We start from the raw sequence: 20,337 nt of genomic DNA, 5'->3' as shown, positions 1-20,337 counted from the left end.
TTAAATGACTCAAGCATTTTCACGTGTTCGCTTCATTATGGTGAACCCCAGCCACCCCGGAAACGTGGGTTCGGCGGCCCGTGCCATCAAGACAATGGGCTTCTCCGAACTGGTCTTGGTGGAGCCTAAGTTTCCAGATGTAACTACCCAGCCGGAGGCCGTGGCCTTGGCCAGCGGCGCGCTGGACGTGCTGGAAAACGCACGCATCTACCCCTCATTGGAAGAAGCGCTGGCCCCGGTGACCATGGCCTTCGCGCTGACCGCGCGCGTGCGCGACCTGGGTCCCCCGCCCTGCGATATCCGCCAGGCGGCCGATCTGGCCCGCGCGCATCTGGCCAGCACGGCCGAGGGGGTAGCTGCCGTGGTGCTGGGCACCGAACGTGCCGGGCTGACCAACGCGCAGATCGCGCTGTGCCATCGCATCTGCCACATTCCCGCCAATCCCGAATACAGCTCGCTCAACGTGGCCCAGGCGCTACAGCTGGCTGCCTGGGAATTGCGCTATGCGCTGCTGGTGGAACAGGGCGCCGCCCTGCTGCCCGCCTCGACCGCGCAGGAACCGTCGCGCGGCGCCGAACCGGCATCGGGCGAGGCCGTGCAGGCGTTTCTGGCGCACTGGGAAGAAGCGCTGGTCGGCGTGCAGTTCCTGGACCCCGCCCATCCCAAGAAACTGATGCCGCGCATGCGGCACCTGTTTTCCCGCCCCGCGCTGACCCGCGACGAAGTGGACATGCTGCGCGGCGTCTGCACCGCCATGCTGGCCACGGCACGAAAGGGCCAGGCAAAAAAATAGGGATGGGCGCAATGCCCATCCCTATTTCTGGTCAGCCCCGGCGGCAAGCCTGCCGGGGCAGCCCAAGCATCAGTCCACCTTGGCGCCCGAGGCCTTGACCACCGGGGCCCAGCCTTCGACTTCCGACTTGATGAACGCGCCGAACTCGGCCGGCGTGGTCTTCACGGCCACGGCGCCCAGCTTGTCATAGCTGGTCTGCACGGCGGGGTTGTCCAAGGCTTTCTGCATGGCGGCGTTCAGCTTGGTGATCACTTCCGGCGGCGTGCCGGCCGGGGCCAACAGACCAAACCACGACGACACGTCAAAGCCGGCAAAGCCCGATTCCTGCATCGTGGGCAGGTCCGGCGCGCTCTTGGAGCGTTCGCTGGTGGTCACGGCCAGGGCGCGCAGCTTGCCCGACTGGGCGTGCGGCCAGGCCGACGGCATGTTGTCGAACATGAACTGCACCTGGCCACCGATCAGGTCGGTCATGGCCGGTGCGCTGCCCTTGTACGGCACGTGCAACACGTCGATACCGGCCTTCATCTTGAAGAGCTCGCCCGCCATGTGGATGGACGTGCCGCTACCCGACGAGGCGAACGCCAGCTTGCCCGGGTTCTTCTTTGCGTAGTCGACCAGTTCCTTGACCGACTTCACCGGCACTTGCGGGTTCACGACCAGGATGTTCGGCACTTTGGCGCCGAGCGCCACCGGCGCGAAATCCTTGGTCAGATCAAAGTTGACGTTCTTGTACAGCGTCTGGTTGATGGCGCTGGTCACGGCCACGAACAGCAGCGTGTAGCCATCAGGCGTGGCGCGCTGCACGTAGTCGGTGGCAATGTTGCTGCCGGCGCCCGGCTTGTTTTCAACCACGAACGATTGGCCCAGGGACTCGGTGAGTTCCTTGGCCATGATGCGGGCGATCACGTCGGTAGTACCGCCAGCCGAAAAACCGACCACGATACGGACGGGTTTGTCAGGGTATGCAGCATGGGCGGTACCCATGGCGAGTGCGCTAGCGGCGGTGGCCAGAACGGTGGCGGCGAAACGCCGCAGGCCAGGCTTTTGACCTGTAGTCATAGTGTCTCCGTGCAGGTGCTGTCCATCAGATGGACGATTTGAATTATTGGATGACGCATTTTGATCTATACACGACGGGTGCATCAAGGTAGAGTCCACGCTACGGACAATGGTTTTCCCTTGACTATTCCGGAATAACCCTAACTTTTCAGAGATTTGCATGCCAGACAGTGATGCCGCGGCGGCAGGCCCACGGACTTTGCGGCGCGGACTGGCCGTGCTGGCCGCCCTGCGCGACCAGGGACCCGACGGCCTTAGCGTGACCGATATCGCCCGCTTGACGGGCATACAACGCCCCACCATTTATCGTTTGCTGGCCGCCCTGCTTGACGCCGGCCTGGTGCTGCCCGTAACGGGCACCAAGAAATACCGCGCCCAATTGGCGGTGGACCCGGACACGCGCTCGCGCGATCCGCGCGTGCGCCAACTGCTGCCGGTGCTGCGCCGCCTGGCCGACCGCACCGGCGACGCCGTGTTCCTGGTGGTGCGCGAAGACGACGATTCCATCAGCCTGCATCGCGAGATCGGCAGCTACCCGGTGCAGATCCTGGCCACCTACGCCGGCAAGCGCCAGCCGTTGGGCGTGGGTTCGGGGGGGATGGCCCTGCTGGCCGCGCTGCCGGACGACATTGCGCGCGGCATCGTGGATCGCAACTCGGGCCGGCTGGACGAGTACGGCGGCATGACGCCGCAGGAAATGTACCGGCTGATCGACAACACGCGCGCGCGCGGCTATTCGGTGGTGGGCAACCACGCCGTGCGCGGTGCGCTGGGCGTGGGCTGCGCCTTGTTGGACGCACACGGCGCGCCGCTGCTGGCCGTCAGCGTCACGGCCATCATTGACCGCATGCCGGCCCAGCGCCAGCGTGAAATCGCGGGCTGGATCAAGGCGGAATTAGCGCGGCTGGTCATGCAGGCCTGATCGGCCCACCGCGAGCAAGATAAAAAAACGGGCGCCCGGATGAACCGAGGCGCCCGCTGGCATTGAAGACACAACGTTGCCGACCAGGCTGGCGAGCAGGCTGGCGGTCAGGCCGCCGCGTCGGCCTTGCCCGCCGTCTTGGGATTCTGGATTTCGCGCAGCGGAATCGGCGGCTGGAAGCCGGCCGCTTCCAGCGACGTGCGAATCTGCTGGTACAGGCCCCAGCGCAGGTCCCAGTACTTGCTGGTTTCAGCCCACACGCGCACGTTCACGATGACGCCGCTTTCCTTGTACTCAAACACCTTCACCTGCGGTTCGGGATCTTTCAGCGCGTCCGGACGCGCCGCCACGATTTCGTTCAGCTTGGCCAGCACCGCTTCCAGATCATCGCCATAGCGCACCGGCACCGGGATATCCAGACGGCGGGTTTGATTGCGGCTGTAGTTGGTGATGGTGGCGTTCCACACCGTGCTGTTGGGCAGCGTCAGGTGGATGCCATCCGCCTGCACCAGACGGGTCAGGAACAGGCCGACCTCTTCCACCGTGCCATCGGAGCCCGAGCTCAGGGCCACGTATTCGCCCGCGCGGATGGGCCGCAAGATCAGCAGCATGATGCCGGCCGCGATATTTTGCAGCGTGCCTTGCAAGGCCAAGCCAACCGCCAAGCCGGCGGCGCCCAGCACCGCGATCAGGCTGGCCGTCTGCACGCCAAAGCGCGCCAGCACCGCGATCACCGTGAAGATACGCACCGCCCAGACGACCGTGCTGTAGAACATCGGCACGATGGTCGGGTCGATCTTGCTGGAGCGCGTGGCGGCGCGTCGAACCCAACTGCCCAGCAATGACGACACCCACCAGCCGATGATCAGGATCAACAGGGCGACCAGCAAATTGATGCCCATCTCCACCAACCTGGGGGCCCAGGCGTTGAATTCGTTCAAGGCGTCTTCCATGGAATCTCCAGCAAAAATGACAACCGAAAACTGTATCAGATGGCGGAGACGCAAAGGGGCGCGCCGCAGCCTGGCTATGTCAAGCTTTGTAAGCGATGCGGCGGGGGTTTGTCAGCCCATTTGTCAGCTTGTTTGTCAGCTAGTTTTCAAGCCGGAACGATGCGGAAATGGTTGTCCCAGGACAGCTCGCGCGACGGCGGCAGCACGGGCGTTTCGTGGCCCGCGGCGTCGGTGCGCAGCATGGCGCCCAAGCCACTGCTGACCAGGAAGCCGGCTTGGCGCGCCGGCGCCACGCCGCAGCCGTCGGCCAATTGCGTGGTGCCCAGGCAGCGGCCGCTGGCGGCGTCCCAATAGATCACCTGCCCGCCCACCGGGCTGGACGTGGCGACGATGCCACCGCCCGCGTCCACCGACACCGAGCCCACGTAGTTGCGCATGTTGCGCAGCGTCTCGGCCGGCCCTTCGAACAGTTCCAGCGGGGCGCCTCGGCGATGCCGTCCCACCAGCGCGGGCCGGTCGGCGGCCGGCCCCATGTATTGACAGCCGAACCACACACAACCGTCGCCCGCCAGCGCCAGATGCCGGATCGACAAGCGATGCAGCGCGGGCGCCAGCTCCACCTTTTCCAGCAGTTGGCCACTGGCAGCATCGATGTAGGCCAGCGACGGCCGCATCGTGTCCAGATTGAGTTCCAGCTTGCCGTAGTCGGGATGCGTCAGGATGCCGCCGTTGGCCACGCACAACGTCTTGCCATCGGGCATCAGCACCACTTCATGCGGGCCGATGCCGCCGGAATCGAATTCACCGACGCGCCGCCACGCCCCGCCCGGCGAGGCATCGTAGATGCCCAGCACGCCGCGCCCGGCCTCGAAGTCGTTTTCCGTGGAGATGAGCAGCCGTCCGCCCTCCACGAACGCGCCGTGGCCGAAGAAGTGGCGTTCGTCTGGCACCGGCAGCGCCTGGGGTTCACCGCCCTCGCGCAGCGAAAACGCCACGGCAAAAAACCCCGGCTGGCGGCCGAACGCCACGGCGCGCTGGCTCGCGGCATCTATGGCAAAACTGTGGCCACGCGCGGGCATCGGCACCACCAGACGGTCGTGCCCGGCCTCGTCCAGCAGCACGGCTTCGTCACGCCCACCGCGCTTGCGCGCGCTCAGGTAAAGCGGGCCGCCGTCGGCCGGCAACGCGGCCCGCGCGGCGGTGGGCGACAAGCCCAGCGCCACGGCCATAGACAGGAAGCGGCGGCGGTCAATCACCATCAAGCGCATTGAATCCAATGGTGACGCCCAGGGCGGGCGCCAGATTCTGGTCGACGATGTCCTTGGCGTTCTTGATGGTCAGGGAAGCCAACAGCAACAGACGGCGGCCCTCTTCATCTTGCAGCGCCGCATCCAGCGGCGCCGGCACGGCTTGCACGGTTTGCGCGGCGGCCTGCAATTCGCCGCGCACCGAGCCGTCCATCCACTCCTCGCCCGCCGGCAAGGGGTAGGCGCCAGCCTGGTAGAACGCCTTCAGGCCATCCAGGTTCGCGGCCAACAGGCTTGTAGACAGCCCGCTGCGCCAAAATGCCGCGCGCTTGGGCCGCGCCGCATCGGGCGATTCGCCCAGCACCGGCAAGATCTTCACGTCGCGCGCAAACTGCAGGCCGGTCGACAAGGCCTTCATGGCTTCGGCCGCCACTTCCTGCGGATTGCGGTACAGGTCGTTGGCTGGCTGCGGCTTGGCGAACTGGCGGCCAAAATCGCCCTGCGCGCTCCAGGCCTGCGCCACATCGCGCGATATCGTGGTGACGTTGGCGGCAAGCGCGCGCGCATAGCCGCATGCGTAGGCGAAGGTGGGCGTGGCGCTTTGCTTGCCTTCCTTCAGCAAACCCGGGTCGCCGTACAACACGTATTCCAAGGCGGGCAGGCCCTGCACCGCCACGCTGCGGCCGGCCAGCGCGCCGGGCGCCAGCAAGGCGTCATCCTTGGCAGCAATCAGTTGCTGCACTTGCCGGGGCATCACGCCTCGGGTGTCGGGCCAGAAGGCCAGCCGTTCAAAGCGGTTGGCCTGCACCAACGGCCCGAAGCGCAGAATCTCCACGCCCGACCAGGCCAGCGCCAACTGCGAGAATGCCTCGCCCACACGCGCCGCGCCCGCCGCATCCGGCTTGGCGCACCAGCCACCCAGCGCGCCGTCCAACGCGGCGGCGGCATCCACCATCTTGCCCACGGCCGGACGCGCGTAATCGCGCGCCAGCCGTTCGCCCAGGTCCGCCGGCAACGTGGCGTGCGACTGGGCTTGAACGGCCGTTGATGCGATCAACGAAGCCGCCGCCACCAGCACGGTAGCCACGGCATGTTTGAACACCCCATGCCTGAACACCGCCCGCTTGAACCCGAAAGGCTTGAACACGGCAGGCTTGAATTCGGTCATCACGGCGTATCGGGCCATTTACAGCGACTCCAGGAAACGGATCAGATCGGCGCGCTCGTCAGGCGTCATCGCCACCACGCGGTCGCGCGAGGCCTTGCCCGCGCCGCCATGCCACAGCACGGCTTCCAGCAAGGTGCGCGCGCGTCCGTCGTGCAGCCAGGTGGCAGACGGGTTCACGGTCTTGGTCAGGCCGATGCCCCACAGCGGCGGCGTGCGCCACTCGCGGCCATTGGCCTGCCCGTCGGACACACCATCGGCCAGGTCATCACCCATGTCGTGCACCAGCAGGTCGGTGTAGGGCCAGATCAACTGAAAGCGATGCTCCGGCTGCTTGGCGTTGCGGCTCGTCACGTACTTGGGCACGTGGCACGCCACACAGTTGGCTTCGTAGAACAGCTTCTTGCCCGCCAGCACGCGCGCGTCGTCCGCGTCGCGGCGCTGCGGCACGGCCAGGTTGGTGGCATAGGTGGTGACGAAGTCCATCAGCTTGGCCGGCACTTCTTCCGGGCCAAAGCGCGGCTGCGCCCCGTGCGGCATGTCCAGGCATTGCTTCTGCGCGGGCGTGCAATCACCCGAATGCTTGGGAAACATCGGCGTGGACAAGCCCATGTCGTTGGAGAACGCCGCGGCGCTCTGCTGTTCCACAGTGGGTTGGCCGGCCTTCAGGTTGAAGCGCCCCAGCGCGCGTTTGCCGGTGCGCGCATCGGTCACCCAGTTGGGCTTGCCGACAATGCCATCGCGCTTGTCCGCCCCCACGTTGGCCAGGATGTCGGCTTCGTGGATGGATTCCAGCAAGCCCAGGCCGATCATCGGCGGCGCCAGGCGGGGCGAGATCTGCGTGTCGGCGCGCATCGGGCCGTAGCCAAGGTTCTCGATACGGTAGGTGGGCTTCATCAGCGTGGCGGTTTCGCCGCCATTCAGCGCCACCGGGATGGGCTCGTATTCGATCTCCATGCGGCCTTCGGCGGGCAACCCCGCTACGGCGAAGTTCTGCAACTGCACGCCGTAGACGGGTTCGGGCAGTTCGGCGATTTCGCCCGGCGCCAGCTTGGGATGGCCACGGTCGGGGCCGCGCGGTATGGCCAGGCGCAACAGCAGCGCCACGGCGTCCGTGCGTTCCAAAGGATCGAAGCCGGGCACCGTGCCGCGCCCGTCCTTGGTATGACAGGCCTGGCAAGAGCGTGCGTTGAATAGCGGGCCCAGGCCATCGGAGGCCTGCGTCGAGGCAGGCGCCGACACCCAGTCCTTGCGGAACAGGCCATTGCCAACCTGGAATTCCTGACGGCCCTCGAAGCTCATATTGGCCGAGGGCTGGGAAAAGATATCGGCGTTGATCAGCTTGTTGGTGGTCGCGGCGCCCGCCTGCATGGTTTCAAAGGATTCGACCTTTGAAAAATCGCGCGTGGGCGCGGTGATGGCGGTGACGCGCTTTTGGTCTTCGGGCGTAAGGTCATCACGCCCGGCAGTCACTTCAGTGGCGGCGGCGCCGGCATGAGCCGACGCCGCCAGTACGGCGGCTAGTACGAGTTTCACTTGAATACGGCGTCAGGTTTGTCCAGGCTGTCGGAACCTTCGATGGCCACCTTGCCCAGCTCAAGCAGCGTGATCACGCGCTCCAGGCTGCGGGTTTGGTCCACCAGGCGGTCAATGGCGGCTTGCACCACGGCGTTGCCTTCCTTGTTGCCATCCGCAATCATCTGGTCGTAGGTTTCGACCGTTTCAGCGCGGGTCTTCATGGCCTGCATGGCGGCCACGGTGGCGTCCAGCTTGGCGCGCACTTCGGCATCCAGCTTCGGATCGCGAGCCTTGACCAGTTCGGACAAGCTTGCGCCCTTGACCTCTTTGCCGTCGATGCGGGTGTAGGCGCCCAGGTAGACATTGCGGATGCCGATCTGGTCGTAGTAGTGCGAGTTGTGGGTGTTGTCCGAGAAGCAGTCGTGCTCTTCTTCGGGGTCATGCAGCATCAGGCCCAGCTTCATGCGTTCGCCGGCCAGTTCGCCGTACGACAGGCTGCCCAGACCGGTCAGCATGGCGATCAGCCCTGCCTTGGGATCTTCTTCGACGGCCTTGCGCGCGGCGCCGTCCTTCTTCCAGTTGCCCACCATTTCTTCCAGGTCGGTCACCAGCAGATCCGTCACGGCCTTCAGGAATTCAATGCGGCGTTCGCAGTGGCCGCCCGTGCATTGCTTGGGGTCGAAATCCGTGTGCGGGCGGTCGCCGGAATGGCGCTCTTGCGGCGTGCCCTTGCGATCGGCCGGCGCGGGGCCGGAGCCGTTCAGGTCTTGGCCCCACAGCAGGAATTCGATGGCGTGATAGCCCGTGGCCACGTTGGCTTCGTTGCCGTCGGCTTCGTGCAGCACTTCAGACAGCAGTTGCGGCGTGATCTTGCTGACGTCCACCGTCTTGCCGCCCACCGAGATCTTTGAATTGGCGATGACGTTGACGGCGTAGAAGGCGTTTTCGTCGTTTTCGGTGCCGTACGAAGCGTCGACATAGTCGATCAGGCCCTCGTCCAGCGGCCAGGCGTTTACGCGGCCTTCCCAGTCGTCAACGATGGGGTTGCCGAAGCGATAGGCTTCGGTTTGCTGGTAGGGCACGCGGGCCGCCAGCCAGGCTTCGCGCGCGGCCTTCAGCGTGTCGGGGCTGGGCTTGGCGATCAGTGCATTGATGGCCGTGCGCAGCGTCTTGGCGGCGGTCAGCGAGTCTTCATAGCCCGCCAGCGCCAGGTCCGAATAGGTGGCGACCACGGCGCGAGGCTCTGCCGCCGCGTGGGCCGTTCCTCCAAATACCGCCGCGGCCAGCACCGCTCCCAACAACAACTTGCGCATCGACTTTCTCCCGTGACTCGAACGGTGTCCGCCCCCGCGGCGGGCCGTTCCGACTTCAGTTTTGAGGATGCGAGTGTAAACAATTTTCGTTTGATATTCAGCCCTAAGTCAGATACCTGACACTTTTTTGAACGGCTTTCCCGATGGAATCCGCGCAATATCAAGGGCTCGCCGCTACTATCCGGCAAGCTCTCTTCCCTCCCCCTATCCATGGAACTTCGACAACTCCGCTATTTCGTCCGGGTGGCCGAACTCGGCAGGATCGGCCGCGCGGCGCGTGATCTGGCGGGACAGCACGCGGTAGTGGTGGGCTGGGGCGCCATCGGCCAGCGCATTGGCGCCTTGCTGCGCGCGCTGGGCCTGAACCTGACGGTGGTGCGCCATTCCGCCACGCCCGTGGCGGATGCCCGTCACACCGCCACGTATGACGCGCTGGCGGCGAGCCGCTGGTGAACCGGCTGGTCGGCTGATAGGTCGGCTGATAGGTCGGCTGATTGGGCGGCGAGTGGCTCGCTGAGCGGCCAGACTACGTCGACCCGCGATACGTCCCCTTAAATGGTGCGCCATGCACCAAATTGGTTCACGCAAGGCACCAGCCCGAAGCTCGGGCGGGCTCCGCCGCACGAAAAGCCCGGGAGAACTCCAAGGAAAAGCCCCACGCGCAAACCTGGCACGGGTTTTGCTTGATGACTGGTATGCAAGCTTGTCTACAAGACAGGCCTCAGACCCAAATCCATGCAAGCCCTCCAGGAGCCCTCATGATCAACCGCAATGCGCCCTTTGCTTTCAACGCCACCCGCCGCCGCCTGATCCAGGGCGCCGCCATGGGCGCCGCGACGCTGGCCGCGCCCGCGCTGGTGCGCGCGCAGTCGGGTCCGGTAATCCGTATCGGCTTCTGGCCCGTTGCCGCCGGCCTGCCGTTCTACGCCGCGGTTGAAAAAGGCTATTTCAAGGAAGCCGGCCTGAATGTCGAGCCGCTGAAGTTCGCCGGCGCGCAGCAGGTCATGGAAGCCATGCTGGCCGGCCGCGCGGACGGCAGCGCCAACGGCACGGGATCGGCCAATCTGGCCATCGGCGAAATCGCCTCGCCCGGCCTGTTCAAGATTTTTGCGTCCAACCCCAGCAACGCCAAGAACGTGCTGGATGAGTTCATCGTCGCGAAAGACAGTCCCATCAAATCCATAGCAGACCTCAAGGGGAAAAAGGTCGGATCTGGACCCGGCATCCAGAACGCCACGCTGGCCAAAGCAGTACTGGAGCGCGCCGGCGCAACCGGGGCAACCGTGGTCGAGTTGGCAATCAGCCAGCACGTAGCCGCGGTTGCCGCCGGCCAGTTGGATGCGTGCTACACGCTGGAACCCACGGGCACGGTGGGCCGCCTGAACGGCACCACGCGCGTGCTGGAAACCGGCGTCATCGCCAAGTACGTATTGGGCGATCCCATGGCGCCGTGGTTCGGCGGCTCGGCCTCGCTGACCACCGCCTTCCTGAAAAAGCATCCGGAAGAAAGCAAGAAATTCATCGCGGCCTATGCGCGCGGCATTGAACTGATCCGCACCAAGCCGGCCGAGGCGCGCCCCTTCATGAAGGGCTACACCGCCATCGAAGGCCCCATGACCGAAGAAGTGCCGCTGGCCGCCTACACGCTCTACAACGAGTTCACGGCAAGCGACATCCAGTACTTCCAGAAATTCTTCGACCTGTTCACCGACAAGGGCATCTTTGCGCAAAAGGTCGACGTGTCGAGCATGCTTTACAAGGGCTGATCCATGACAGCAACAACGTCTGCCACGCCCGCCGCCCCTGCTGGCGCGGCTGCTCCCGCCAAGTCGCCGCCGCGCAAGTTCGATGCGTCGCGCTTCCTGCCGCTGATCGGGCCCCTGGCGCTCTTCGTCATCTGGGACCTGGTTGTGCGGCTGCAACTGGTCAGCCCCGTGCTGTTGCCCACCCCCAGCGCCACTATCGTGGCCTTGGTGAAGGGTCTGGCGGGCGGCCCGCTGCTGTGGGATTTCCTGTCGTCCCTGAACCGCACGCTGCAAGCCTTCGTCATTGCCGGCGTCATCGGCGTGCCGCTGGGCGTGCTCCTGGGCAGCAATGAAAAAGCGTATCGCAGCGTGGAGTTCCTGGTGGACTTCTTCCGCTCCACGCCGTCGTCCGCGCTGATCCCGCTGTTCCTGATGATCTTCGGCGTCACCGACATGAACAAGATCGCCATCGCGGCGTTCGCTGCCGTGCTGGTGATTCTGTTCAACAGCGCCTATGGCGTCATCAACGCGCGCAAGCAGCGCGTAATGGCGGCCCGCGTGATGGGCGCATCGCGCTGGCAGATCTTCAAGGACGTGCTGATCTGGGAAAGCCTGCAACCCACGTTCGTCGGCTTGCGCAGCGGTGTGTCGATGGCGCTGGTGATCGTGATCGTGGCCGAAATGTTCATCGGGTCCGACAGTGGGCTGGGCAATCGCATCATCAATTCGCAGCAGGTGCTGAACGTGCGCGAGATGTATGCGTCCATCCTGGCGGCGGGCGCGCTGGGCTATGTGCTGAACATTCTTTTTCTTGTGCTGGAAAAGCGCGTGGTCCATTGGAGCGGCCGATAAATGTCTACCGTCATCAATCCCATCATCGCCCCCGCCCCCGCTGCCGCGCCATTTGCGCCCGGCCCCTTGGGCACGCACATCACCATCCGTGGCCTGACCAAGTATTTCGCGGGCTGGCCGCTGTATGAAGACTTCAACCTGGACATCCCCAAGGGCAAGATCGTTTCGGTGTTCGGCCCCAACGGCTGCGGCAAGTCCACGCTGATCAACATGATCGCGGGCCTGATTCCCATTGATGCGGGCGAGATCCTGTTCGATGGCAAATCGCTGGCGCAAACGAAGATCGGCTACGTGTTCCAGAACTACCGCGAAGCCATGTTCCCGTGGCTGCGCACCATCGACAACATCGCCTACCCGCTGCGGCTGGAAGGCCGCAGCAAGGCCGAAGTGGATGCGCGCGTGGAAGAGCTGGTGGCCTCGTTCGACGTCAAGTTCGACCTGAAACGCTACCCGTATGAACTGTCGGGCGGGCAGCAGCAGACGGCGTCCATCATGCGCGCGCTTGCACCCGGACCCGAGGTGCTGTTCCTGGACGAACCGTTTTCGGCGCTGGACTTCGAGATGACGCTGTTCATCCGCGAAAAGCTGCAAGAGGTATTTTTGCAGACCGGCACGACGATGCTGCTGGTGTCGCATGACCTGGAAGAAGCCGTGTACCTGGCCGACCAGGTGCTGCTCTTGACCAAGCGGCCCACACGCGTGGCTGAAATTCTGGACTACACCGACGCCCGCCCACGCACCGTGGAAACCTTGTCTGAACCCAGCTTCATCCAGATGAAGAAACTGAGCCTGGAAATTTTCCAGCGCGAAGTGCGCAAGTAGGTCAAACCAGCATCTATCGGGAGCCTCCGCCATGACCCAGGAAACCATCGATCAATACGTGCGTAGCGCCTTGGCGCTGTCGGGCTATGCCTTGCGCGAATCCACCACGGTGGAAGTCGTGCAGCAGTTCGCGCGCATCCACGACATTGCGGCAAGCTTTGTCGACGAGCCGCTGCCCGTGGAACTGGAATCCGCATCGGTGTTCCGTCCATGAGCGGCCCCGCCACCGACATCGCCCGCCAGGTTGCCAGCGGCGAGCGCAGCGCCGTCGCGGTGCTGGACGCCACCTTGGCGCGCATCCGCGAACGCGACGCCCGCTACAACTGTTTTACCGCCATCACCGAAGCGCGCGCGCGTCAGGAAGCCGCCGCCATCGACGCGCGCCGCGCCCGTGGCGAAGCGCTGCCGCCGCTGGCCGGCGTGCCCTACGCCGTCAAGAACCTGTTCGACATCGCCGACGAAGTCACCTTGGCGGGGGGCCGCGTCAATGCCGCCAACCCGCCCGCCCGCCACGACGCCCGCCTGGTCACGCGCTTGCGCGAGGCCGGCGCGGTGCTGGTCGGCGCCTTGAACATGGACGAACACGCGTACGGCTTCACCACCGAAAACACGCACTACGGCCCCTGCCGCAACCCGCATGACGTCACCCGGGTCGCGGGAGGCTCGTCCGGCGGCAGCGCGGCCGCCGTCGCGGGCGGACTGGTGCCGCTGACCTTGGGGTCCGACACCAACGGGTCGATCCGGGTGCCGGCGTCCCTGTGCGGCGTCTTTGGCTTGAAGCCGACCTATGGCCGCCTGCCCCGCACCGGTTCCTTTCCGTTCGTGGGCAGCCTGGATCACCTGGGGCCGTTCGCGGCCAGCGCCAGCGACCTGGCCGCCGCCTACGATGCGCTGCAAGGGCCGGACGCCGACGACGCCGCCTGCGCGCAACACGCCGCCGAACCCGTGCTACCCGCGCTTGCGGCCGGCGCGCGCAAGCTGCGCGTGGCGGTCCTGGGCGGCTACTTCAACGATTGGGCCGGCCCCGCCGCGCGCCGTGCCGTCGAGATCGCCGCGCGCGCCCTGGACGCCACCGCCATCGTAGAACTGCCCGGCGCCACGCAAGCCCGCGCCGCCGCCTTCATCATCACGGCGGCCGAAGGCGGCGCCTTGCATCGGCGCAAGCTGGTCACCCACTACGACTACTACGAACCCTATTCCCGCGACCGCCTCGTGGCCGGCAGCCTGGTGCCCGCGGCCTGGGTGCAGCAGGCGCAACGCATCCGCCACCGCGTCTACCGCGAGGCCTTGGCGCTGTTCGATCAGTACGACGTGCTGATCGCGCCCGCCACGCCCGTATCCGCCACGCCCATCGGCACCGACTGGCTGACGCTGGCGGGCAAGGAACTGCCGGCGCGCGCCAGCATGGGGCTGTTGACGCAGCCCATTTCATGCATCGGCCTGCCCGTGTGCACCGCGCCCACCTGGCCCGAAGCCGAGCAGGACGGCCACCTGCCGCTAGGCGTGCAACTGATCGGCGCGCCCTGGCGCGAAGCCGATTGCCTGGCCGCCGCCTACGCGCTGGAACAGGCCGGCGCGGCGCAGGTCCGGACAGTCTGACGCTTACCGACGCATAGCCACCCCAGCCACCCCGCCCGCCTTCGACTACGCCCGACCGCCCCATACCTTTTCGCAATCAAGGCCCCGTTATGGAAACTGCTTTCGCTGCCATCGACATGCCGCGCACCCTGGCCGACACGGCCTACGGGGCTTTGAAACGCGACATCCTGGACTTCCGGCTGGCGCCGGGCGACCGCTTCACTGAAACCGAAATCGCGGAACGGCTGCAGGTCAGTCGCACCCCGGTGCGCGAAGCGCTGTTCCGGCTGGAACGCGAAGGCTATCTGGAAGTTCGACAGCGCAACGGCTGGCTGGTCAAGCCGCTGGACTTCAACACGCTGGACCATTTCTACGAACTGCGCAGCGTGCTGGAAATCGCGTCCGTCCATGCCTTGTGCGCTCCTGGGCAACTGCCCGATCCGCTGCGCGCGCTGCAAGCGCTGGCAGACACCTGGCTGGTCAGCCCAAGCGAACGTTCCAACGATGGCGAATGGCTGGCCGACCTGGACGAACGCTTCCATATCGACCTGGTGGCGGCCGCCGGCAACCCGGAAATCTCGCGCGTGCATCGCGCCGCCACCGAACGCATCCGCATCGTGCGCCGGCTGGACTTCACGCTGCAGGACCGCATCGACAATACTTACGAAGAACACGGCGCAATCTTGCGCGCAGTGCTCGCGCGTGACGGCGCCGTTGCCGCGCAACTGCTGCAGGCGCATATCCATGACAGCCAGACCGCCGTGCGTAAGATCACGCTGCACCGCCTGTACTCCACGCGGCATGCCAAGGCGGCATGAAGGCGCGGCGTTATGGAAGGCCGGGGTTCATGCCCCGGCGCTACGGTGTCAGGCTCATACCCCGGGTTTCGCGCCCACGCTCACCCCGCCCGCAACCAGCGCTGCAACACGCGCGATATGACCGGGATGCAGATGAACACCATGATGGGTGTCAATATCACACTCGTGATCAGCACGCGCCAGAACACCGGCAGCATGTTCAAGTGTTCGCTGACCAGAATCGAAAACACCAGCAGCACCGGAAAATAGGCCAGCCAGATGCTTACGGCCTGCTTCCAGCGTGGCGGCGCGCTGGCCGCCTTGGGTGCGAACCAGCCCTCCGTTCCGCTGACGCGGTGCTCATGGCTCGCGCGCACCAGATTCGCGCCGCGTTCCAGCCACATGCGGCGCGGCAAGGACTTTTCCCAGCGCAACAGGCTGGCCTCGTCGGTAAAGCGCAGCACGATCTGGTACTCGTCACCCCCTTCAGGCGGTTGCAGCACACCCGACCCCAAGAAGCCGGGGAACCCCGCCGCCAGGATTTCGCCCTGGCGCATCCAGGACAAAAAATCGCTATAGCGTTCGGGCGCAATGTGACGGGTAACCAGCATGGTGACCGGGGCAGAAACAGCGGAACTGGACATGACGGAACTCCTGAGCAACGGTGCAGCTTGTTATGCAGTGTTAACCCTAGCAATCCGCGTGCCAGCCTTGCGGCGCAGCATTTCCCAGGCGTGAATGAAGACATGGCGCAACGCCCGAGGTTTTGCGCACCGCAGCACACACCATATTGGTGATTACCCCTACTTAACGCACCACATCGGTGCATTCGGAGAAAGCTTATGGACATCAACCTGCCCGACGTCGTCGCCGAGGTCACCACCGCCTTCGAGCGCTACGAAACGGCATTGGTCACGAATGACGTCGAGGAGCTGGACACGCTGTTCTGGAACAGCCCCCACACGCTGCGCTACGGCGCCAGTGAAAACCTCTACGGCTATGACGCCATCCGCGAATTCCGCGCGGGCCGTTCACCGCAAGGATTGGCCCGCCGCGTCCTGCGCACCGCCATCACCACCTACGGCACCGACTTCGCCACCACCAATATTGAATTCCAGCGCGAAGGCAGCGACCGCATCGGTCGCCAAAGCCAGACCTGGATGCGTACCCCCGTGGGTTGGCGCGTGGTGTCGGCGCACGTCAGCTTGATGGCATGACGGGTGCACAATGACACATCTCGCATCAAGACATCACGCGCTTGATGATTGAGCGCATCGCGCACCAGGTCTACACTGACCCTACCTTTTTTCCGCCGGAGCATTTGCCCATGAGCACATACAAGATTGCGGTTTTTGTCGGCAGCCTGCGCGCCGCCTCGATCAATTTGCGATTGGCCCGAGCGCTTGAAAAGTTGGTTCCCGCGGACTTCAAATTCGAGTATGTGAGCCTGGGCGACATCCCCCTGTACAACCAGGACAACGAAAACAACCTGCCCGCCCCCGCCGCCAAGCTCAAGCAGCAGATCGCCGACGCGCAAGGCATTCTTTTCGTATCCCCTGAGCACAACCGCTCGGTGCCCGCCGCCATCAAGAACGCCATCGATTGGGGCTCGCGCCCGTGGGGCCAGAATTCCTGGCCGGGCAAGGCCGTCGGCATCGTGGGCGCGTCCCCCAGCGCCGCCGGCACCGCGATGATGCAACAGCACCTGCGCAACATCCTGGCCGCCGAAGGCGCCAACGCGCTGACCACGCCTGAAGTCTTCCTGCAGTATTCCGATGGCCTGGTCGACGACCAATACACCATCACCAATGAAGGCACACGCAAGTTCCTGCAAGGCTGGGTCGACCGCTACGTCGACTGGGTCAAGAAGATGAGCACCTGATTGTGCAGCGCTGATTGTGAACTGCTGATCGCCGCCGCCGCCGGCAGGGTCAAAACCCGCCGGCGCCGATCGCCCGATCTACCTCCGGGCGATCAAGCCCCCCGATACGTCGGGGGGCTTTTTTATGGCGATTTCCGGCTTTCATAACGCACTGGGCCAGATTTGACCCGATCGGGCCAAATCTGGCTCGATCTAAGCCATTGATAAATATCGGCTTATTTTCAATCGGGTCAGATCTGGCCCGATTTCTCGTCGAAAACATGTGTTTGCAAGACGCGTCGCGCAATCCACGACTCTTCAGCCCTGCCAATTCTCTCGCAAGCCATTGATATGGTTGAACTATTTCTCGACGCCCGTCACATGGCATGGATATTGCATTAGCTCGTATTGGGTAGGCGCGCGCGTTTCTGGCTCAGATGCGCCGCGCGCCTGCCTGGGTACTCAACGGCAACGCCGAGCGGCGCAACCGTCTTCACCTCTCGGCCAATACGGGGAGTTGCCTCATGGGTTCGCACGCAGATTCGTTCACCAATCAAATTCGACTGGCGCTTCAGGAAACGTCGGCGGTGCCGATAGATACCTGCCGTGCCTGCGAGCGCGGCGGCATGCCGATCTTGCTGCTACGGGATGCGCCCTTGCCGCCGACGTCGGCGACACCCTTTGATCCTGAACAAGACCGCGTACGCATTGATCTGCAGCCGGGCAAATACCGCGTGCTGCGCGAAGGCTATGTGTATGTACTGCTGGATCAAGAGATCTGGCATGCGTACCAAGTCACTGCCGACGGGCATATGCGCCAATATGACCCCTACCGAATGCCGAAAGGCAGGCCAAAGCCGCTGTCCCAGGCTTGCACAAGCGAAGGGCATGACGTGCGCGCTTCGTTCATTCATATTGACACCAAGGTCTATAAGGAAGCGTGGATCGCCTTCTCGCAAGACCGGTGGCCCCAGCCGGTGCTGGACGATTACAAAGCACAACGCGCGCCGTCCGCGCGGTTCTTGAAAGTCGATCTGACAACGCTGCGCAAGACGCCGCAGGAAATACTGCATGGCTTGAAGTTCGCGGATGGATTCCTGACTGATCACGTGTGGGAATACCGCTACGACGGGGTGGATTTTGGCAGCCGGCATGCAGTACGGCTGCGCACTCATCGGTTCGTGCCGTTGAATGACTACGTCGACGATATCGCCAAGACTCAGGGGCTGCCGCAAGGCGTACCAGTGTTGGCCTTGCCTGACCCCGTGGGCGCCGTGCTGGAATTCAACCAGCAGCGGCACATGCTGATTAACGAGCGGTTGGCCTGGGCGGGGAATGCAGAGCGGCAGTATCTGCTGTTCACCTCGGCGGCGCTGTTGCAGATCAGAGAGCTTGAGAAGACCTGGGCGCGGACGCAAGCGGTGCAGGAAGTCGACAAAGACATCGAATACCGTCGGCAACATAACGACCATCCGGTGCTGGGCACGCGCTCATACTTGCCGCCTGTTGATGTGCCGCGCGCAACGGAAACTGCTGCCAAGCGCATCACGGCCAATTATCACGAGCGTCTGGAACAACGTTACAGCGAGCCACGCCGCAAGCAGTTTCAGGACGCCCACGACAAGGAATGGCAACGCCGGCAAACCTTGATCGACGTAATGGCCAACCGCTACGTGAGTGGGCTGCAATCTCTAGCCTGGTTGCGCATTGCGCGCTACGACTACTCGGCAAGCGATCCGTATTCCGCCGCGGCGTATACCAAGATGGTGGCGGCTTGCCTGGATGGCGGTCCTAGCGACGCGCCCCCGGTCGACGGCGCGGCACTGGGCCCCACGCAGCAGTTATGGAAAGCCTTGCTGGAGAACCCCGACAGCATTCTGTACCACGCGCTACTGGCCAAGAATGCCCCCCTGCTTGAAGGCCTGCGCCCCACTTTTACGGAAGGCTTTAAAGCGAATGATTCCGGCAAGCTGTATGCCGCAATCAAAGACGTGATGGCCTCGCAAGAAGGCGAGATGTACCTACGCAGCAGCGTGAGAGACGCGGTCGGCCAACTGCAAGGCGCAATGATCAACGCAATGTTGACGATGGACGCACGGGCGCAAGAACAGCTTCTACCCGTGGCCGCCACGGTGCATCAAGCCGCCCTGCTGCTATGCGAGCGCGTCCAGATGCTGCAAGTTCAGATCGAACTGACGTTGGGCGAGTATCAGGAATTACTCACCCAGCAGATGCGCCAGGAATATGACACGGCAGCGAAAGAAGCCGGCAAGAAGGCCCGCGCGCTGATATTCAGCGGCATGCTGACCCTGCCGGGTCCGGCGCAGAACCAGATATTCAAAGCCACGTTCTGGGTGGCGGATACCGCTGAAGGGCTGAAAGAAAAGCTGAGGGCAATGTCCAATGCCACAGCGGAGACCCTGGAAGGCGGTTGGCGCAGCGTGGTGGTGGGGATTGGCGGCCTGGAACCCAAGGCACATGCAATAGCCGGGCAACTACGGACCACTGTTGCGGATGCAAAGCTACGGGCGCATACCGCCTTTGTCGGAATACGCGGGATGGCGAACCTGGATTTGGCGCTATCGATGGGCGCGTTGTTCTTTCAGCAGGATGGGCTGGCAAGAAGCCTGCAAGACCTGGAGCGCGTGATGGGCGACCACTACCCAGAAGCCGTCGCGGGCGTGGCGGCAAGCGCGGTGGGGGTGGTGGGTGTGGGTATTGAAGCGACGGGCGTGGGGATACGGGGAGTTGCCAACGCGGCGACCAAGGCCGGCCTCGGCGGAGCAACTGCATTGAACGCGCTGGAACTGGGCAAGGGATTTGTGCGGTTTGGCGGCGTAACAGCGGCCCTCTCCGGCATTGCGGACGGGATGCAAAGCGGATTCGCGGTAAACCGATCGCTCAAAAACGGCGATAGGGAGGCTGCCTTTATCCACGGCATTGCGCACGTCGTTCACCTTGCGACCGCGTACTTTGCAGCCCACGCAGCCGCCGCTGGCGTTACTAGCTTGCTCGGCCCGCTTGGATGGGCCATAGCGCTCGGCATCGTGGCGTACTCGGTATCCCAATATGCCAAAACCCGAGAATCGACAGACCTCGAACTATGGGCCCGCCGTTGCTATTTCGGCAATCACGACGAATCGCCCCCGATATGGTGGAACACTGCCAAGACATCACTCCCTCTTCGGGAGCGCAGGACGATCGAAGAGAACATCATCAAAGCTAAGCAAGCAAACGCGGACAAGGATGTCGCCATTGGAGCGCTAAACGCGGCAATCTTAGGCATGAAGGCTCACCTTAGTTTCGTCAACATTTCCCACCCTGCCGGAATTTCAACGGATGGCGTCAGCGTCATAGCAGGAAAGGCAATTACGTATCGAATCGAACTGCCGTATTGGGATGCGGACCATTCAGCATATTCAATGTATCTGAGCGTCCACAGCTACAAGGGTGAACAGGTGGCGATAAACGGACACCATAACAGCACCCAGCTTCGCGAAATATCGCCAGTTGAAAAACGGCCGAATTACGCCGAAGACGTTAATGCGACCTATAGGCCCACTCAGTCGCGGCCTACTATCGCGGGCACGCTGCTTTTAGAACTATTCGATCAGGACGTTCAGGCCGCGACATTGCGTATTAAGTACTGGCCCGAGAGTTCCGATGCCGCTGACTATGCGGACCTGACAATATATTCCCAGCGCTAGGCAAG

Annotated in this window: 18 protein-coding genes and 1 pseudogene; 12 read left to right on the top strand and 7 right to left on the bottom strand. The window is 63.9% G+C overall.

All coding sequences use genetic code 11. From position 1 onward, the window contains the following. Positions 1 to 4 precede the first annotated feature (4 nt). On the top strand, positions 5 to 793 hold the full coding sequence (locus tag WBR68_RS26255; RefSeq protein ID WP_127185194.1) for an RNA methyltransferase: 789 nt from the start codon (positions 5 to 7) through the stop codon (positions 791 to 793). Positions 794 to 862: 69 nt separating this feature from the next. Here the strand turns inward: WBR68_RS26255 and WBR68_RS26250 are convergent, their stop codons facing one another. Further along, complete coding sequence (locus WBR68_RS26250; RefSeq protein WP_050448648.1) at positions 863 to 1,852, bottom strand: Bug family tripartite tricarboxylate transporter substrate binding protein; 990 nt, start codon at positions 1,850 to 1,852, stop codon at positions 863 to 865. 160 nt (positions 1,853 to 2,012) lie between these two features. On the opposite strand from WBR68_RS26250, the gene WBR68_RS26245 reads away from it, so the two are divergent. Then, a complete protein-coding gene (locus WBR68_RS26245; protein WP_050448647.1) occupies positions 2,013 to 2,774 on the top strand; it encodes an IclR family transcriptional regulator in 762 nt (253 codons plus the stop codon). A gap of 107 nt (positions 2,775 to 2,881) precedes the next feature. Here the strand turns inward: WBR68_RS26245 and WBR68_RS26240 are convergent, their stop codons facing one another. The 5 genes from WBR68_RS26240 to WBR68_RS26220 form a co-directional block, all read right to left on the bottom strand. After that, a complete protein-coding gene (locus WBR68_RS26240) occupies positions 2,882 to 3,727 on the bottom strand; it encodes a mechanosensitive ion channel family protein (RefSeq protein ID WP_050448646.1) in 846 nt (281 codons plus the stop codon). A 146-nt stretch (positions 3,728 to 3,873) separates the two neighbouring features. Next, positions 3,874 to 4,986, bottom strand: a complete 1,113-nt coding sequence (locus WBR68_RS26235; protein WP_050448698.1) for a DUF1513 domain-containing protein — start codon at positions 4,984 to 4,986, stop codon at positions 3,874 to 3,876. Beyond that, positions 4,976 to 5,989 carry an imelysin family protein gene (locus WBR68_RS26230; protein WP_370641285.1) on the bottom strand — a complete coding sequence of 338 codons (1,014 nt, stop codon included), beginning with the start codon at positions 5,987 to 5,989 and terminating at the stop codon, positions 4,976 to 4,978. The genes WBR68_RS26235 and WBR68_RS26230 overlap by 11 nt, the downstream gene beginning before the upstream one ends. A gap of 171 nt (positions 5,990 to 6,160) precedes the next feature. Next, entirely contained in the window at positions 6,161 to 7,675 is a 1,515-nt protein-coding gene (locus tag WBR68_RS26225; protein WP_127185195.1) for a di-heme oxidoreductase family protein, read from the bottom strand. Next, on the bottom strand, positions 7,672 to 8,970 hold the full coding sequence (locus WBR68_RS26220) for an imelysin family protein (RefSeq protein ID WP_050448644.1): 1,299 nt from the start codon (positions 8,968 to 8,970) through the stop codon (positions 7,672 to 7,674). The genes WBR68_RS26225 and WBR68_RS26220 overlap by 4 nt, the downstream gene beginning before the upstream one ends. 210 nt (positions 8,971 to 9,180) lie before the next feature. On the opposite strand from WBR68_RS26220, the pseudogene WBR68_RS26215 reads away from it, so the two are divergent. The 7 genes and pseudogenes from WBR68_RS26215 to WBR68_RS26185 form a co-directional block, all read left to right on the top strand. Continuing rightward, positions 9,181 to 9,408, top strand: a pseudogene (locus WBR68_RS26215) (NAD(P)-dependent oxidoreductase); the annotation flags it as partial. 320 nt (positions 9,409 to 9,728) lie between these two features. After that, on the top strand, positions 9,729 to 10,736 hold the full coding sequence (locus tag WBR68_RS26210) for an ABC transporter substrate-binding protein (RefSeq protein ID WP_054426592.1): 1,008 nt from the start codon (positions 9,729 to 9,731) through the stop codon (positions 10,734 to 10,736). A gap of 3 nt (positions 10,737 to 10,739) precedes the next feature. Beyond that, the gene (locus WBR68_RS26205) at positions 10,740 to 11,567 is read left to right on the top strand and encodes an ABC transporter permease (RefSeq protein ID WP_230695674.1); all 828 of its coding nucleotides are present in this window, start codon (positions 10,740 to 10,742) and stop codon (positions 11,565 to 11,567) included. Beyond that, positions 11,568 to 12,389, top strand: a complete 822-nt coding sequence (locus tag WBR68_RS26200; protein WP_127185197.1) for an ABC transporter ATP-binding protein — start codon at positions 11,568 to 11,570, stop codon at positions 12,387 to 12,389. A 31-nt stretch (positions 12,390 to 12,420) separates the two neighbouring features. Then, positions 12,421 to 12,603, top strand: a complete 183-nt coding sequence (locus WBR68_RS26195) for a DUF4089 domain-containing protein (RefSeq protein ID WP_050448639.1) — start codon at positions 12,421 to 12,423, stop codon at positions 12,601 to 12,603. Next, positions 12,600 to 13,988 (top strand): AtzE family amidohydrolase, encoded by a 1,389-nt coding sequence (locus WBR68_RS26190; RefSeq protein WP_230695673.1) that lies wholly within the window; start codon positions 12,600 to 12,602, stop codon positions 13,986 to 13,988. The genes WBR68_RS26195 and WBR68_RS26190 overlap by 4 nt, the downstream gene beginning before the upstream one ends. Before the next feature lie 89 nt (positions 13,989 to 14,077). After that, positions 14,078 to 14,785 (top strand): GntR family transcriptional regulator, encoded by a 708-nt coding sequence (locus WBR68_RS26185; RefSeq protein WP_127185199.1) that lies wholly within the window; start codon positions 14,078 to 14,080, stop codon positions 14,783 to 14,785. An 80-nt stretch (positions 14,786 to 14,865) separates the two neighbouring features. Here the strand turns inward: WBR68_RS26185 and WBR68_RS26180 are convergent, their stop codons facing one another. Further along, the gene (locus WBR68_RS26180) at positions 14,866 to 15,408 is read right to left on the bottom strand and encodes an antibiotic biosynthesis monooxygenase (protein WP_050449261.1); all 543 of its coding nucleotides are present in this window, start codon (positions 15,406 to 15,408) and stop codon (positions 14,866 to 14,868) included. Between the two features lie 198 nt (positions 15,409 to 15,606). Between WBR68_RS26180 and hpxZ the strand changes: the two genes are divergently transcribed. The 3 genes from hpxZ (at position 15,607) to WBR68_RS26165 (ending at position 20,332) form a co-directional block, all read left to right on the top strand. Next, complete coding sequence (gene hpxZ / locus WBR68_RS26175) at positions 15,607 to 15,981, top strand: oxalurate catabolism protein HpxZ (RefSeq protein WP_230695672.1); 375 nt, start codon at positions 15,607 to 15,609, stop codon at positions 15,979 to 15,981. A 110-nt stretch (positions 15,982 to 16,091) separates the two neighbouring features. Beyond that, positions 16,092 to 16,646: an NADPH-dependent FMN reductase gene (locus WBR68_RS26170; protein ID WP_050449268.1), complete on the top strand. Its 555-nt coding sequence runs from the start codon at positions 16,092 to 16,094 to the stop codon at positions 16,644 to 16,646. 503 nt (positions 16,647 to 17,149) lie between these two features. Continuing rightward, positions 17,150 to 20,332: a T6SS effector BTH_I2691 family protein gene (locus WBR68_RS26165; RefSeq protein WP_230695671.1), complete on the top strand. Its 3,183-nt coding sequence runs from the start codon at positions 17,150 to 17,152 to the stop codon at positions 20,330 to 20,332. Positions 20,333 to 20,337: the final 5 nt, after the last annotated feature.

The sequence above is a fragment of the Achromobacter sp. JD-1 genome, from assembly GCF_038594925.1.
Lineage (GTDB): Bacteria > Pseudomonadota > Gammaproteobacteria > Burkholderiales > Burkholderiaceae_B > Achromobacter > Achromobacter spanius_C.
The sequence above is the reverse complement of the archived record's forward strand: the minus strand, read 5'-3'. Positions and strand labels throughout refer to the sequence as shown.

Coding starts and splice junctions, on each gene's coding strand:
- WBR68_RS26255 (WP_127185194.1), top strand. CDS start 5: ATGACTCAAGCATTTTCACGTGTTCGCTTCATTATGGTGAACCCCAGC.
- WBR68_RS26205 (WP_230695674.1), top strand. CDS start 10,740: ATGACAGCAACAACGTCTGCCACGCCCGCCGCCCCTGCTGGCGCGGCT.
- hpxZ (WP_230695672.1), top strand. CDS start 15,607: ATGGACATCAACCTGCCCGACGTCGTCGCCGAGGTCACCACCGCCTTC.
- WBR68_RS26200 (WP_127185197.1), top strand. CDS start 11,568: ATGTCTACCGTCATCAATCCCATCATCGCCCCCGCCCCCGCTGCCGCG.
- WBR68_RS26250 (WP_050448648.1), bottom strand. CDS start 1,852: ATGACTACAGGTCAAAAGCCTGGCCTGCGGCGTTTCGCCGCCACCGTT.
- WBR68_RS26165 (WP_230695671.1), top strand. CDS start 17,150: ATGGGTTCGCACGCAGATTCGTTCACCAATCAAATTCGACTGGCGCTT.
- WBR68_RS26170 (WP_050449268.1), top strand. CDS start 16,092: ATGAGCACATACAAGATTGCGGTTTTTGTCGGCAGCCTGCGCGCCGCC.
- WBR68_RS26240 (WP_050448646.1), bottom strand. CDS start 3,727: ATGGAAGACGCCTTGAACGAATTCAACGCCTGGGCCCCCAGGTTGGTG.
- WBR68_RS26235 (WP_050448698.1), bottom strand. CDS start 4,986: ATGGTGATTGACCGCCGCCGCTTCCTGTCTATGGCCGTGGCGCTGGGC.
- WBR68_RS26190 (WP_230695673.1), top strand. CDS start 12,600: ATGAGCGGCCCCGCCACCGACATCGCCCGCCAGGTTGCCAGCGGCGAG.
- WBR68_RS26185 (WP_127185199.1), top strand. CDS start 14,078: ATGGAAACTGCTTTCGCTGCCATCGACATGCCGCGCACCCTGGCCGAC.
- WBR68_RS26245 (WP_050448647.1), top strand. CDS start 2,013: ATGCCAGACAGTGATGCCGCGGCGGCAGGCCCACGGACTTTGCGGCGC.
- WBR68_RS26195 (WP_050448639.1), top strand. CDS start 12,421: ATGACCCAGGAAACCATCGATCAATACGTGCGTAGCGCCTTGGCGCTG.
- WBR68_RS26220 (WP_050448644.1), bottom strand. CDS start 8,970: ATGCGCAAGTTGTTGTTGGGAGCGGTGCTGGCCGCGGCGGTATTTGGA.
- WBR68_RS26180 (WP_050449261.1), bottom strand. CDS start 15,408: ATGTCCAGTTCCGCTGTTTCTGCCCCGGTCACCATGCTGGTTACCCGT.
- WBR68_RS26210 (WP_054426592.1), top strand. CDS start 9,729: ATGATCAACCGCAATGCGCCCTTTGCTTTCAACGCCACCCGCCGCCGC.